The organism is Leucobacter manosquensis (assembly GCF_018304845.1).
Taxonomy (GTDB): Bacteria; Actinomycetota; Actinomycetes; order Actinomycetales; family Microbacteriaceae; genus Leucobacter; species Leucobacter alluvii.
In genome coordinates this window covers 109,279-122,924 of sequence record NZ_JAFEVO010000001.1, presented here as the reverse complement: position 1 = coordinate 122,924, position 13,646 = coordinate 109,279, and the positions used below count along the sequence as shown (strand labels likewise).

Annotated in this window: 15 protein-coding genes; 6 read left to right on the top strand and 9 right to left on the bottom strand. The window is 68.1% G+C overall.

All coding sequences use genetic code 11. The annotated features are described in order from the left end of the window. Nucleotides 1-5 precede the first annotated feature (5 nt). Nucleotides 6-419 carry a molybdenum cofactor biosynthesis protein MoaE gene (locus JSQ98_RS00575; RefSeq protein ID WP_090147694.1) on the bottom strand — a complete coding sequence of 138 codons (414 nt, stop codon included), beginning with the start codon at nucleotides 417-419 and terminating at the stop codon, nucleotides 6-8. Beyond that, entirely contained in the window at nucleotides 416-1,684 is a 1,269-nt protein-coding gene (locus JSQ98_RS00570; RefSeq protein WP_211647886.1) for a ThiF family adenylyltransferase, read from the bottom strand. Before JSQ98_RS00570 ends, JSQ98_RS00575 begins: the two co-directional genes overlap by 4 nt. A gap of 61 nt (nucleotides 1,685-1,745) precedes the next feature. Here JSQ98_RS00570 and JSQ98_RS00565 point away from each other — a divergent pair, with 61 nt between their 5' ends. From JSQ98_RS00565 to JSQ98_RS00550, 4 genes are read left to right on the top strand one after another with little or no spacing between them, the layout of a single operon-like run. Continuing rightward, nucleotides 1,746-1,994 carry a MoaD/ThiS family protein gene (locus JSQ98_RS00565; RefSeq protein ID WP_090147690.1) on the top strand — a complete coding sequence of 83 codons (249 nt, stop codon included), beginning with the start codon at nucleotides 1,746-1,748 and terminating at the stop codon, nucleotides 1,992-1,994. A gap of 2 nt (nucleotides 1,995-1,996) precedes the next feature. Next, nucleotides 1,997-3,286, top strand: coding sequence for a molybdopterin molybdotransferase MoeA (locus JSQ98_RS00560; protein WP_211647885.1), 1,290 nt, complete (start codon nucleotides 1,997-1,999; stop codon nucleotides 3,284-3,286). Next, nucleotides 3,279-3,785 (top strand): cyclic pyranopterin monophosphate synthase MoaC, encoded by a 507-nt coding sequence (moaC, locus tag JSQ98_RS00555; protein ID WP_090147685.1) that lies wholly within the window; start codon nucleotides 3,279-3,281, stop codon nucleotides 3,783-3,785. The genes JSQ98_RS00560 and moaC overlap by 8 nt, the downstream gene beginning before the upstream one ends. Further along, on the top strand, nucleotides 3,782-4,291 hold the full coding sequence (locus JSQ98_RS00550) for a MogA/MoaB family molybdenum cofactor biosynthesis protein (RefSeq protein ID WP_211647883.1): 510 nt from the start codon (nucleotides 3,782-3,784) through the stop codon (nucleotides 4,289-4,291). Before moaC ends, JSQ98_RS00550 begins: the two co-directional genes overlap by 4 nt. Nucleotides 4,292-4,318: 27 nt before the next feature. On the opposite strand, the gene JSQ98_RS00545 is transcribed toward JSQ98_RS00550, so the two are convergent. Together JSQ98_RS00545 and JSQ98_RS00540 are read right to left on the bottom strand one after the other, a co-directional pair. Beyond that, nucleotides 4,319-5,770, bottom strand: a complete 1,452-nt coding sequence (locus tag JSQ98_RS00545) for an NCS2 family permease (protein WP_211647881.1) — start codon at nucleotides 5,768-5,770, stop codon at nucleotides 4,319-4,321. Nucleotides 5,771-5,959: 189 nt separating this feature from the next. Continuing rightward, nucleotides 5,960-6,331, bottom strand: a complete 372-nt coding sequence (locus tag JSQ98_RS00540; protein ID WP_090147678.1) for an FKBP-type peptidyl-prolyl cis-trans isomerase — start codon at nucleotides 6,329-6,331, stop codon at nucleotides 5,960-5,962. A gap of 121 nt (nucleotides 6,332-6,452) precedes the next feature. On the opposite strand from JSQ98_RS00540, the gene JSQ98_RS00535 reads away from it, so the two are divergent. Continuing rightward, the gene (locus JSQ98_RS00535) at nucleotides 6,453-7,319 is read left to right on the top strand and encodes a fumarylacetoacetate hydrolase family protein (protein ID WP_090147675.1); all 867 of its coding nucleotides are present in this window, start codon (nucleotides 6,453-6,455) and stop codon (nucleotides 7,317-7,319) included. Nucleotides 7,320-7,444: 125 nt separating this feature from the next. Here the strand turns inward: JSQ98_RS00535 and JSQ98_RS00530 are convergent, their stop codons facing one another. Further along, entirely contained in the window at nucleotides 7,445-8,956 is a 1,512-nt protein-coding gene (locus JSQ98_RS00530; RefSeq protein WP_090147672.1) for an aspartate ammonia-lyase, read from the bottom strand. A 163-nt stretch (nucleotides 8,957-9,119) separates the two neighbouring features. On the opposite strand from JSQ98_RS00530, the gene JSQ98_RS00525 reads away from it, so the two are divergent. After that, the gene (locus JSQ98_RS00525; RefSeq protein ID WP_211647879.1) at nucleotides 9,120-10,271 is read left to right on the top strand and encodes a glycerate kinase; all 1,152 of its coding nucleotides are present in this window, start codon (nucleotides 9,120-9,122) and stop codon (nucleotides 10,269-10,271) included. Here JSQ98_RS00525 and JSQ98_RS00520 read toward each other — a convergent pair whose 3' ends face one another. From JSQ98_RS00520 to JSQ98_RS00505, 4 genes are all read right to left on the bottom strand, one after another. Further along, the gene (locus JSQ98_RS00520; protein ID WP_249290858.1) at nucleotides 10,272-11,780 is read right to left on the bottom strand and encodes an MFS transporter; all 1,509 of its coding nucleotides are present in this window, start codon (nucleotides 11,778-11,780) and stop codon (nucleotides 10,272-10,274) included. A gap of 116 nt (nucleotides 11,781-11,896) precedes the next feature. Then, nucleotides 11,897-12,769 (bottom strand): M48 family metallopeptidase, encoded by an 873-nt coding sequence (locus tag JSQ98_RS00515; RefSeq protein WP_211647877.1) that lies wholly within the window; start codon nucleotides 12,767-12,769, stop codon nucleotides 11,897-11,899. Between the two features lie 12 nt (nucleotides 12,770-12,781). Further along, nucleotides 12,782-13,351 carry a LemA family protein gene (locus tag JSQ98_RS00510; RefSeq protein ID WP_090147664.1) on the bottom strand — a complete coding sequence of 190 codons (570 nt, stop codon included), beginning with the start codon at nucleotides 13,349-13,351 and terminating at the stop codon, nucleotides 12,782-12,784. 30 nt (nucleotides 13,352-13,381) lie between these two features. Further along, nucleotides 13,382-13,579, bottom strand: coding sequence for a hypothetical protein (locus JSQ98_RS00505; RefSeq protein WP_090147662.1), 198 nt, complete (start codon nucleotides 13,577-13,579; stop codon nucleotides 13,382-13,384). Nucleotides 13,580-13,646: the final 67 nt, after the last annotated feature.

Sequence of the window (13,646 nt, the reverse complement as noted above, 5' to 3'; positions counted from 1 at the left end):
TCGAGCTAGAGCCCGACCCACTCGCTGATCCCGTCGGCGAAGTGCTGGCGCTTCCAGATCGGCACCTCGTGCTTGATGCGCTCGACGAGTCGCTCGATGGCCGCGAAGGCTTCGGCCCGGTGCGGCGCAGAGGCCGCGGCGACGAGCGCGGCGTCACCGATGCTCAGTTCACCGACGCGGTGCACGGCGGCCAGTCGCAGCCCCGAGCGCTCCTGCTCCGACGCGACGCACGCGGCGATGAAGCGCTCGGCCTCCGGGTGCGCCCGATAGTCGAGCGCCGCCACATCTCGGCCCCCATCGTGATCGCGCACGATCCCGTGGAAGGTCACCAGCGCGCCGCACGTCGGATCGTCGACCGCGGCGACCACCTGCTCGGCGTCGATCGACGTGTCGGTGATACGGGCGAATATCTCAGTCATGCGTCCTCCTCGGCCCGCGCGTCGGATCCACGCGCGCCTGCTTCCCCTCTGACGATCAGATCGGGTGCGGCGCTCGCGAGTCGCGAGATCCCGCCGCGCACGAAGCGAACCTCGTCGATCCCCTGCGACACGAGCGCTGCTGTCGCGCGAACGGAACGGGGATCGCGCTCGCAGTACACCCAGATCGGCCCATCGGCACCGTTCTCGAGCATGCCCTCCAGGCTCTGGATATCACCGGTCTCGATATCGTCCACCGAGAGCCGAATCGCGCCGCGCACGCGACGTTCAGCGAACTCCTCGGCGGACCGCACATCGAGCACGCGCGACGGCTCACCCGTGCGCAGCGTCTCCGCGAAGGCTTCGGCGCTGACCCCCCGTGACTCCGGCAGCGTCGGTGACGGAGTCGTTCCGCAGAACATCTCGTAGTCCACCAGACCGGTGATCGGCGCCGCGAGCGGATCCCGGTTCACCGCGATCTCACGCGTACGGGCCGCGAGTGCGTCGTAGAGCAGCACCCGCCCGATCAGCGGCTCCCCGATGCCCGCGATGAGCTTCAGCGCCTCGGTCGCCATGAGCGTGCCGATGGTGCCGCAGAGGCCGGGAAGCACTCCCCCGACCGCGCAGTTCAGCACGCTCTCCGGCGTCGGCGGGGCGGGGAACAGATCGCGGTACCCGGGACCAAAGCGGTGCCAAGCGACGCCTACCTGCCCGGAGAACTGCAGAATCGCTCCCCACACGAGCGGAGTTGCGGTGAGCTCCGCCGCGTCGTTCGTAAGATAGCGGGTGGGAAAGTTGTCGCTGCCGTCGAGCACGAGATCGTACGCCTCGAACAGGTCGAGCGCGTTCGTCGCGCTCAGCCGCACACGATGGCGATCCACCGCGATACTCGGATCCAGGGCGAGCACGGTCTCCGCGAGCGCATCGACCTTCGCGCGCCCGATGTCGGAGGTTCGATGCGTGGTCTGCCGGTGGAGGTTCGACATCTCGACGACGTCGTCATCGAGCAGCCCGATGCGGCCCACGCCGGCTCCGGCGAGAAACGGGACGCTCGCGCACCCCAAGCCGCCCGCGCCGATGACGAGCACCTTCGCATTCGCGAGTCGCCGCTGCGCTTCGTCGCCGAACCCCGGCAGCACGATCTGCCGCTGCGCGCGAATCACGGCTTCTGCGGGGAGCGCCTCGACCGGAGCCACGAGCGGCGGGCGCCGGCCGGCGGCGCGTTCCGGTTCCGGTCGCGTCGCACGAGAATCACCGACCCCAGACATGGCACTCATTCTACGAGCCATGCACGCCGGCGCACGCACGAGGGTTCGCTAGCATGGCGGTATGCCTCGCATCACTCTGAGATACTTCGCAGCCGCGGCGGAAGCCACGGGCCGCGAGGAAGAGCTGTGGGAGACGACGGGTGATGCGACGCTCGCCGCACTTCGCACCGAGTTGGTCGAGCGCTACGGCGACGACATGCAACGGGTGATCCGCTCGGGTTCCTTCCTCGTGGACGGCACGGTGCGATGCGATGACGGGAAGATCGTCGGCGACGTCGTCGACGTGCTCCCCGCCTTCGCGGGAGGATGACGATGCGCAGCCACGCCGAGCACGCAGCGGTCGTCGCCGAGCTCGTGCTTCCGCTGCTCGAAGATTTGGCGCTGCGCGCGCCCGAGCTGATTCCCATCGACGACCGTGCGCTCTCGGGCCGAGTGGCCGCCCACGACATCGCCGCCGCTCTCGCGCTGCCGCCCTTCGACAACTCGCAGATGGACGGCTATGCGGTGCGCACCGCAGACTTCACCGGTGCTCCGCCGTTCGTGCTGACCGTCGGCCCCACAGCCGCGGCGGGCGACCCGCCGTTCATGTGCCCGCCGGGCGCCGCCTGTCCCGTCATGACGGGTGCCGCTGTTCCGTTCGGAGCCGACGCCGTGATCCCGATCGAGCAGGCGGATCCGCCGCGATTCGGGCGGTTGCACCGCCCGACCGGCACGCCACTGCCTCTCGCATCGCCCGAGGAGACCGTCGCCTTCGCCGAGGCTCCGTCCGCCGGTGCGTTCGTGCGGGCGCAGGGATCCGATCACCGGCCCGGCGCACCACTGCTGCGCGCCGGGACCCGGCTGCGCCCGACATCGATCGGTCTCCTCGCGAGCGCAGGCATCTCGACGGTCCCAGTGCGTCTGCGCCCGCGCGTCCTGCTGCTCTCGACGGGCGACGAGGTCACCGCCCCGGGTGAGCCGCTCGGGCCCGGGCGCATCTACGACGCGAACGCGCCGATGCTGGCGGCTGCCCTGCGCGAGGCGGGAGCCGACGTCACCACGCGACGGGTCGCCGATCGCCCCGAAGCGCTTCGCGCATGCATCGAAGCCGCGGGGACCCACGATCTGCTGGTCACCTCTGGCGGCATCAGCGCGGGGGCCTTCGAGGTGGTGCGGGATGCCTTCGGCGGCGATTCCGATGCTGCGCACTCGACGGGCGATATCAGCTTCACCGGGATCGCGATGCAGCCAGGAGGTCCGCAAGGCGCCGGTTCCATCGTCGTCGACGGGCGGCGACTCGTCACCCTCTGCTTCCCCGGAAACCCTGTGAGCTCCGCCATCTCCGCAGAGCTCTTCCTCCTGCCGCTACTTCGCGCGTACGCCGGAGCGCCGGCGCACGGCGAGCGCTCGACGGCCGTGCTCGCACACGACGCGGATTCGCCCGAGCACAAGCATCAAGTGCGTCGCGGTCGCTTCCTCGACGATGGCACGGTAGCCCTGACGCCGCCGAGCTCGCACCTGCTTGCGGATCTCGCCCGCGCCGAACTGCTCGCCCACATCCCCATCGGAGTCGCCCATCTCGCGGCCGGCTCCCCGATCGAGATACAGAGGTTCGATGTCTGAGAACGCTCCCCGACCGACCGCTGCAGATGCAGGAGAGCTCACTCACCTGCGCCCGGACGGCAGCGCGCACATGGTCGACGTCAGCGATAAGGCCGTGACGAAGCGCACAGCGACCGCGGAGGCGTACCTCGAGACGCGCGCCGATGTGGTGGAGCGTCTCGCGACGGGTGACCTGCCGAAGGGAGAGGCACTCGGTACGGCGCGCATCGCCGGCATCATGGCGGCCAAGCGCACCCCCGACCTCATCCCGCTCTGCCACCCGCTGCCGCTCTCGAAGGTCGCGATCGACTTCGAGTGCGAGTCCGATCGGGTCCGCATCACCGCCGCTGTGACGACGCGCGGTGTGACGGGCGTCGAGATGGAGGCGCTGACCGCGGTGAGCGTCGCCGCACTGACCCTCTACGACATGATCAAGGCGGTCGACCACCACGCGGTCATCACGAGCACCCGTGTGCTGGCCAAAGCTGGCGGCAAGAGCGGCGACTGGGAGATCTCGTGAGCGAAGCTCCGCGTGCGGCGCGCGTGATCGTCGCGTCGACGAGTGCGGCCGCCGGGAAAGCATCGGACACCACCGGTCCCCTCATCGCCGAATGGCTGCGCGAACACGGCTTCACCACCGGTGACCCCTCCGTCGTCGCCGACGGTGACGACGTGGCGCGCGCCGTGCGAACCGCGCTGGCCGAAGCGCCAGCGGTGATCGTGACGACCGGCGGCACCGGGGTGTCCCCCAGCGATCGCACCCCGGAGGCCGTCGAGCCGTTGCTCGAGGTGCAGGTGCCGGGGCTCATCGAGGAGCTGCGGAGACGAGGAGTCGCGACGCTCCCCGCCGCGGTGCTCACCCGGGGTGTGGCAGGGTTCGCCGGATCCTCGTTCATCATCACACTCCCCGGCTCGGCCGGCGGCGTGCGCGACGGTCTCGCCGTGCTCGAGACGACCCTCGAGCACTTGCTCGCGCAGCGCTCCGGCGGAACGCGATCCCACGACGGGCACGCGCCGCGACGCTGACCGCCGCATTCCGCGCCCGAGCGAGGACTAGACGCCGAGCGCCGCCTCGATCGGCCCGCGCGCGAAGAACAGCACGAAGCCGGCCCCGACGACCCACAGCAGCCAGTGCACCTGCTTCGCGCGCCCGGAGAAGGCGTGCACCAGCACCCAGGCCACGAAGCCGGCGCCGATGCCGTTCGCGATCGAGTAGGTCATCGGCATGACGGCGACCGTCAGGAATACCGGGAGCAGCACGCGGAAGTCGGTGAGGTCGATGTGCTTGATCTGCGCCATCATCAGCGCGCCCACGATCACCAGCGCTGCTGCGGCCACCTCGGTCGGCACGATCTGCGTGAGCGGGGTGAAGAACATCGCGAGCAGGAACATGAGGCCCGTGACGATGTTCGCGAACCCGGTGCGCGCCCCTTCGCCGATGCCGGCCCCCGACTCGATGAAGACCGTGTTCGACGATGACGACGTCAAACCGCCCGCGATGGCGCCGACGCCCTCGACGACGAGCGCCGACTTCAGACGCGGGAAGTTGCCCTGCGCATCGGCGAGTCCCGCCTCGCGCGACAGGCCCGTCATCGTGCCCATGGCATCGAAGAAGTTCGTGAAGAGCAGGGTGAAGACGAGCATCACGATGGTGACGACACCGACGCGCCCCAGATCGAAGCTGACCGCTCCGACGAGCCCGAGGTCCGGGATGCCGAACGGCGCTCCGTCGAGCGCCGGCACTGTGAGCCCCCAACCGCCCGGGTTCTCCGTTGCGGCACCGAGATTCCAGATGGCTTCCACGACGACCGCGATGACCGTGCCGGAGACGAGACCGATCAGCAGGCCGCCCTTGACCTTCGCCGCGACCAGCACTCCGGTCAGGATCAGCGTGACCACGAAGATCAGCGTCGGGACGGTGACGACCGAGCCCCCGATGCCGAGCCCGACGGGCGGAGACGCGCTTCCCGTCGCCGTGACGAACCCGGAGTTGACGAAGCCGATGAAGGCGATGAAGAGACCGATGCCGACCGTGATGGCGAGCTTCAGCTCGACCGGCACGGCATCGAAGATCATGCGGCGGAGGCCCGTCGCGGCAAGCAGAACGATGAGCACGCCGTTGATGACGACGAGCGCCATCGCCTCCGGCCAGGTGACCTGGCCGACGACGGAGAAGGCGAGGAACGCGTTGATGCCCAACCCCGCTGCGAAGCCGAACGGAAGCCGCGAGACGATGCCGAACAGGATCGTCATGACCCCGGCCGTCAGAGCGGTGACGGCACTGACCGCCGGGAACGAGAGCGTGTTCCCCTCGACGTCAACGCCGCTCGTCAGGATGATCGGGTTCAAGATGACGATGTAGGCCATCGTCACGAAGGTGACGAGCCCGCCGCGAATCTCAGTTCCGAAGGATGAGCCGCGCTCGGTGATCTTGAAATAGCGGTCGACACCTCCCCACGCACCGGTGGGTTTCCGCTCGTCCGTCACCTGCTGCGCCTCCGTCACGGGCAGCTCCTCTCCGTCACACTGGGTGTTCGCTGAACACGGAAACGCTACCACCGCATGCGCGCCAGGTCGTCCCGGAACGACAACGACCGAGGATCGCTCGCGAAAAGGAGCGATCCTCGGTCGAAGGATCGGCGTGCTGTCAGCTGCTCAGTTCTTCAGCTGCTCAGCCGACGGTGCGTCGAACGATCAGCTCACACCGAGCAGATCGATCACGAAGATCAGGGTCTTGCCCGACAGGGGATGCCCTCCCGACGTGCCGTACGCCTGAGCGGCGGGAACGATGAGCTTGCGACGCCCGCCCACCTTCATGCCCGGGATCCCGACCTGCCACCCCTGGATGAGCGCGCGCAGCGGGAAGTTGATCGATTCACCGCGGCCCCACGACGAATCAAATTCCTCACCCGAGTCGTACTCGACTCCGAGGTAGTGCACGTCGACGGTCGAGCTCGCGAAGGCCTCCTCGCCGGTGCCCTCCACGATGTCGACGATCTGCAGTTCAGTCGGCGCCGGTCCCTCGGGGAACTCGATCTCGGGCTTCGTCTGCGGTGTTTCAGTCATGCCCTCATTCTCGCGGATTCTCCGCTGCCGCCGCCTCCGAGTTCGCCCACAGGGGAACTGCGTGCGGTCGTCGAATATGGACGACGCGAACAACGGGCCAGGCTTCCGGTAACCTTTCACTGTGAGATTCGCACACTTGATCCCTGCTCCGGCCGCTGCCCCAGAGCTGGTCGTCGTCGACGACAGCCGCTACCTCTCGCTGCGCGCAATCGGCCAGCCGTACCAGACGCTGCAGCAGCTGATCGAGGGCGGCGACGATGCCCTCGCCCAGGTGCAGAGCGCCGTCGCAGCGGCCGACGACGACGCCTGGGCGCGACTCGAGGGGGCCACGTACGCTCCGGCCGTCATCGGCGCTCCGATCGTTCTCGCGGTCGGCCTGAACTACGACGAGCACGCGAGCGAGCTCAGCCTCGACAACGACTCCGGCCCCGTGCTCTTCTCCCTCTTCCCGAACTCGCTCGGTGCGCACCTCGGTCAGGTGCCGCTGTCGAGCGACGTGAGCACCGAGGTCGATTACGAGGGCGAGCTCGGGGTGATCATCGGCAAAGCGGCGAAGAACGTCTCGCCGGAAGACGCTCTGGAGCACGTGTTCGGCTATACGGCGATCAACGACGTAACGGCGCGCGATATCCAGTTCCAAGAACCGCAGTGGTCGCGCTGCAAGTCCTTCGACGGCTTCACACCGATCGGCCCGGTCGTCGTAACCGCGGACCAGATCCCCGACCCCCAGGCGCTGCATCTGACGACCGATGTCGATGGACTGCGCGTGCAGGACTCCACGACCGGCTTCATGATCCGCACCGTTGCGCAGCTCATCTCCTCGATCTCTCAGGAGTCGACGCTGCTGCCCGGCACCGTCATCTCGACCGGTTCCCCGGGTGGTGCCGGTCGCTCGCGCAAGCCGCCGCTCTACCTGCGCCCCGGCACGGAAGTCACCGTGACGATCGAGGGCATCGGTTCGCTGACGTCGCACTGCGTCGAGGCGTAAGCGCTCGGTCGGCGCGCAGGCGTTCAGGGCTCTCTTCGGCGAGCACCGCGACGGACCGCCTGGGTGACACACGCAGAACGGCCGGTGGAATTCGAGGATCCCACCGGCCGTTCTGCGTCTCCCGTCTACTTCGCGGGCTTCTTCGACACCTGGGTGCCCTCGCCGTCCTCGATCTTCTCCGGTGCGGGGATCGCCGCATCGCTGATCACATCGATCACGTCGGTCTCGGGCGCGAGCCCCGCGAGCTTCGACGGCTGCAGAATCTCGTCGAGCTGCGCCTGATCGAGCAGACCGCGGGACGTGACGAGCTCCGATACCTTCTCGTTCGTCGCGAGCGCCTCCTTCGCGAGCTTCGCGGCGGCAGCGTATCCGATGACCGGCGCAAGCGCGGTGATAACGGTCACCGAGCGCGACACCATGTCTTCGAGGCGCTCCTCGTTCGCCGTGATGCCGTCGACGCAGTTGACGCGCAGCGTCTGACAGGCGCGCTCGAGCCACGTGATCGACTGGAAGAGAGAGTGCGCGATGACCGGCTCGAACGCGTTCAGCTGCAGCTGCCCGGCCTCGACCGCCATCGAAACGGTGACGTCGGCGCCGGCGACGGAGTAGGCGACCTGCGTGACCGCTTCGGGGATCACCGGGTTCACCTTGCCCGGCATGATCGACGAACCGGCCTGGCGGGCGGGAAGGTTGATCTCACCGAACCCGGCCTGCGGACCGGAGGAGAGCAGTCGGAGATCGTTCGATATCTTCGAGAGCTTCAGAGCGCTGCGCTTGAGTGCTCCGGAGAAGGTCACGAACACGCCCGTATCGCTCGTGGACTCCACGAGATCGCCCGCGGTCTCCAGCTCGAGCTCGGTGATGTCGCGGAGGTGCTTGATCACCGTCTCCTTGTACCCCTTCGGCGCGTTGATGCCCGTGCCGATGGCGGTCGCGCCCATGTTGACCTCGCGCAGCAGCGCCACGGCCTCGCGCAGCCGATCGATGTCCTCGCGCAGCGTCACGGCGAAGGCGTTGAACTCCTGGCCGAGCGTCATCGGCACCGCGTCCTGCAGCTGCGTGCGGCCGACCTTGATGATGTGCGAGAACTCACGGCCCTTCGCGGCGAACGACTCCGCGAGCAGGCCCAGCTCGTCGAGCAGGCTCCCGAGCGAGAACGCGAGCGCGATCTTGATCGCGGTCGGGTAGGTGTCGTTCGTCGACTGGCTGTGGTTCGTGTGGTCGTTCGGGTTGATGAATCCGTAGTCGCCCTTGGCGTGGCCCGCGAGCTCGAGCGCTCGGTTCGTGATCACCTCGTTGGCATTCATGTTCGTCGACGTACCTGCGCCGCCCTGGATCACGCCGACCACGAACTGATCGTGCAGCATGCCCGTCTTGATCTCTTCGCAGGCGCGATCGATGAGGGTGGCGCGCTGCTCGTCGAGCGCCCCGATCTCGAGGTTCGCGCGCGCCGCCGCCTGCTTGACGCACGCGAACGCGCGGATGAAATCGGGGTAGACCGATACCGGGCGGCGCGCGATCGGGAAGTTCTCGTGGGCTCGTGCCGTGTGCACCCCCCAGTAGGCAGACGCGGGAATCTCGACACTGCCGAGAGAGTCCGTTTCAGTGCGTGTCTGTGCTGACAAGAAGTCGCTCACCGGGAATCATGGCTCCATACTCGTGGAAAGGCGGGCCTGCCGCCAGGACGGTCTCAGCCTACCGCTCAAACGTGCACGGCGACGAAGGATCGCGTGGCCGCCGAACAATCATCGATGACCGCCCGCTCTGCTCTGCGCGACCGTGAACCGGTAGCGTGAACGTATGCGAATCGTCGTGGCTCCGGATAAGTTCAAGAACGCTCTTGACGCCCGGAGCGTGGGCGATGCCCTGGCCGACGGCATCCGCTCAGTGGAAGCGGATGCCGACATCAGTGTGGTGCCCATGGCGGATGGCGGCGAGGGCACCCTCGACGCGGCCATCGCCGCAGGGTTCGCCGTGTCGCGGGTGACCGTGACCGGACCGCTCGGCGCTCCGGTCGACGCCGAGTTCGCCCAGCACGCCACGACGGCGGTCATCGAGCTCGCCCGGGCGTCGGGCCTGTCCCTCGTAGCGCCCGGCCATCGCGATGCGCTCGGAGCGTCGTCGCGCGGCACCGGCGAGCTGATCGCTGCGGCGCTCGCGCACGGTGCGACCTCGATCATTCTCGCAGTCGGCGGGAGCGCATCGAGCGACGGCGGAGCCGGCATGCTCGCGGCGCTCGGCGCACGGCTGCTCGACGCTCAGGGCGAGCCGCTGCCCGACGGCGGCGGCGCGCTGCGCGACCTCGAGCGCATCGAGCTCGACACCCTCGACCCGCGTCTCGCCGATACCCGGTTCGTCCTCGCGAGCGATGTCGATCATGTGCTCCTCGGACCCCAGGGTGCCGCGAGCGTCTTCGCGCCGCAGAAGGGAGCGAGCGTCGCGCACGTCGCACAGCTCGAGCTCGGTTTGACCCGATTCGCCCGTATCCTCCGCGCCGAGCTCGAACGCCGCGCTCCCCGCGACCGGGTCAAGGACTTCGCGCAGCACGCCGGCGCAGGAGCCGCCGGGGGTGTCGGTTTCGCCGCCCTCGCCGTGCTCCGCGCATTGCAGCGGCCCGGGGTCGATGTGGTGTGCGAGCTCACGCGACTCCGCGCGCATCTCGCGGGAGCCGACCTCGTCATCACCGGAGAGGGCTCGTTGGACGCCCAGAGCCTCGGTGGCAAAACACCCGTCGGAGTGCTTCACGCCGCCGCAACGCTCGGCATCCCGACGGTCGCAGTCTGCGGGCAGTCGTCGCTCGAAGAGTCCGAGTGGCGCGCGGCCGGCTTCAGTGCGTGCTACGCCACGATCGATCGCGCGCCGGATCGCGCGACGAGCATCCGGAACGCACGCGTGTATCTCACTGAGATCGGTGCTGAGATCGCCGCAGCGGTTGCCGCGCGACGCGACTGATCAGACGCTCGGTCGCCGGCCCGAAGCCCGGCCGTTACCGTCTGCGTCGTCCTCCGGCGAGTTCCGCCCGCGCGGCGTCGGTCCGCCTCCGCCGTCGGAGTCCTCGGTCAGATCGTTGATCGAGATCGCTCCCGTCGCCGACGTGCTCGACCCCTCCTGAGGCGCCGACTCCCCCGCCCCCATCACGGGCGTCGAGCTGCGTCGCAACACCGAGATCGGCGCGGTGAGGGTTTCGAGCTGCGCACCGGGATCGTCGTCGAGGCCCGGTCGACCGCGGTGCGTCACCCGGAGCTGCAGCCCGTCGCGGTGGAAGCGCAAGCGGCGTTCGGAGAACAGCCAGGTGAGCCCGACCGCGAACGCGAGCAGACCGGCTGCGGCGCTGATGAAGAGGGTCGACCGCGGTCCGAGCACGTCGGCTGCCGCTCCGACCAGCGGTGCACCGATCGGCGTCCCGCCCATCAGGATCGCCATGTACAGCGCGAGCACTCGCCCTCTCACCGCAGGTTCCGCGGTCGTCTGCACGAACCCGTTCGCGGTCGTGAGCATCGTCGAGATCGCGAACCCGAAGAAGACGAGGGTGACCGCGAAGCTCCAGAACGTCGGCATGACCGCAGCGATCAGGCTCATGACGCCGATGCCCCCGACGGAGACGATCACGATGCGCATGCGCGCCGATGGTCGGCGAGCCGAGAGCAGGGCCCCGGCCAACGACCCGATGGCGAGCACCGATGACAGCAGGCCGTAGTCGCTCGCCCCACGGCCGAACTCGAGCGACATGGTCGACGAGATCACCGGGAAGTTCATGCTGAAGGCGCCGACGAGGAACACCATGACGAAGATGACCAGCAGGTCGTGTCTGCCGCGCACGTAACGGAACCCCGCGGAGAGCTGTCTCCACTGCGACTCCCGCGCGGACTCCGGAGGTGCGCTTCGACGCGTGCGGATCATCAGCAGGGCCCCGAGCACCGCCACGAACGACACCGCGTTGATGATGAACACCCAGCCGGAGCCGATCACCGCGATGAGCACGCCCGCCACAGCCGGCCCGATGAGACGCGCAGAGTTGAAGGAGGCCGAGTTCAGAGCCACGGCGTTCGAGGTCTGTCCGAGGCCGACGAGATCGGAGACGAAGGCCTGCCGTGCGGTCGTATCGAACGCGTTGACCACTCCGAGCGCCAGAGCGAAGCCATAGAGATGCCACAGTTCCGCCTGCCCGGTGATGAGCAGCACGCCGAGCCCCGCGGCGAGGAGCATGAGCAGTGACTGGGTGACGAGGAGCACCCGGCGCCGGTCGAAGCGATCCGCCACAGCGCCGCTGAACGGCACGAGCAGCAGCTGCGGACCGAATTGCAGCGCCATGGTCGTTCCCACCGCGGCGGCGTTCGTCTCGGTGAGCTCCGTGAGCACCACCCAGCTCTGCGTGGTCGCCTGCATCCACGCGCCGATGTTCGATACCAGCGCCCCGAAGAACCAGATGCGGTAGTCACGAACGGAGAGCGAGCGGAACATATTGGACACGGTTGGGGCGACCTCCTTGGCTACCCTCTAACACTACGCCTCTGCGCGCCCGACATGCGCGGACCGGAGCGGTGCCGACGCCCCGGACGCCTCCCAGCGGCGCTCAGCTAGAACTTGCCGCCCATGTCGAGGAGACGGCGGATGCGCTCCGGGATCGGCGGATGGGTCGCGAAGAGTCGCTGCACCACTCCCGGCTTCAGCGGATCCGCGATCCAGAGGTGCGCCATGCTCGACTGCTGCCGCTGCAGCGGCTGGCCGTGGGTGGAGAGCTTGTGCAGCGCACTCGCCAGCGCCTCCGGATGACGCGTGGTGAGCGCGCCCGTGGCGTCGGCGAGGTACTCCCGCTGGCGGGACACCGCGAGCTGCACGACACTCGCGACGAGCGGAGCGATGAGCATTGCGACGAGCCCGAACACGAGAACGATCGGGTTTCCGTTGTTGTTGCTCCTCCCGAAGAAGGCCATGCGCACGAGCACGTCCGCGATCATCCCGACCGCGACGACGAGACCGTACACGATCATGGAGACGCGGATGTCGTAGTTGCGCACGTGGCCGAGCTCGTGCGCCATGACCCCTTCGAGCTCGGGATCGGTCATGAGGTCGAGCAGCCCGGTCGTGGCCGCGACCATGGCGTGCTCGGGATCGCGGCCCGTCGCGAAGGCGTTCGGCGCTGGATCGTCGATGATGTACACCTCTGGCATCGGCGTACCCGTCGTGATGGCGAGGTTCTCGACGATGCGGTACAACCGCGGATGATCGGCTTGAGTGATGCGGCGCGCGCCACTCATCGAGATCGCCTGGCGCCCGGCCATGAAGTACTGGATCGCCGCATAGATCGCCGCCACCGCGACCACCGTGATGACGATGCCGGGAGAGCGGTAGATGTAGGCGGCCAGGTAGCCGAGGCCTCCGACGATGCCGAGAAACAGCAGGATGATGAAGAAGCTGTTGACCTTGTTGCGGCGAATTGCCCGGTACACGGCCCTCCCCGGTTAGAACTGGATGCGCGGCGGCTCCGAGATCGACGCGATGTCCTCGACCTCGAAGAAGACGCGCTCGGTGAAGCCCATGGGGCGAGCGAAGAGGGTGTTCGGGAACACCTGGATCTTCGTGTTGTACTCGCGCACTCCCCCGTTGTAGAACCGGCGCGACGCCTGAATCTTGTTCTCGGTGTCGACGAGCTCGCTCTGCAACTGCAAGAAGTTCTGACTCGCCTGCAGCTGCGGGTAGGCCTCCGCCACAGCGAAGATGCTCTTCAACGCCTGCTGCATGTGGTTCTCAGCCGCAGACGCCTCGGCCGGACCCTCGGCGGAGATCGTTTCAGCGCGCGCCCGCGTCACGTCTTCGAAGACGCTCTTCTCATGCGCCGCGTACCCCTTCACGGTGTCGACGATCGTGGGGATCAGGTCGGCCCGTCGCTTGAGCTGGACGGTGATGTCGCTCCACGCCTCATCGACGCGCACGCGCAGCGTGACGAGCGAGTTGTACGTCACCCACACGTAGCCGATCAGCAGGACGAGCACTCCGACCACGACGAGCGCGGCAATCAATCCACCAGACATGCTCTGCATCCTAGCGTCGGAGACACGGAATCAGCTGGGATCGCGCGGTTTGTCGGCCGATGCTGGGAGGGCGGCGGCGCCGTCGAACCGCGCCGCTCGAGCGGCTGCGGCTCTGCGCGCAGCACGCGCTCGCTCCCGGCGCAACCGAGCAGCTCGCAACCGCATGAGTACCGCCAGCACGATCACGACGAGGATCGTCATCACGAGCACGAATTTGGCGAAGACCACGGCACCACTGTAACCGCTCCGAGTTCGCCGGCATCAGGTCGAGCCGGGTCTCCGCGCGTTACGCTGA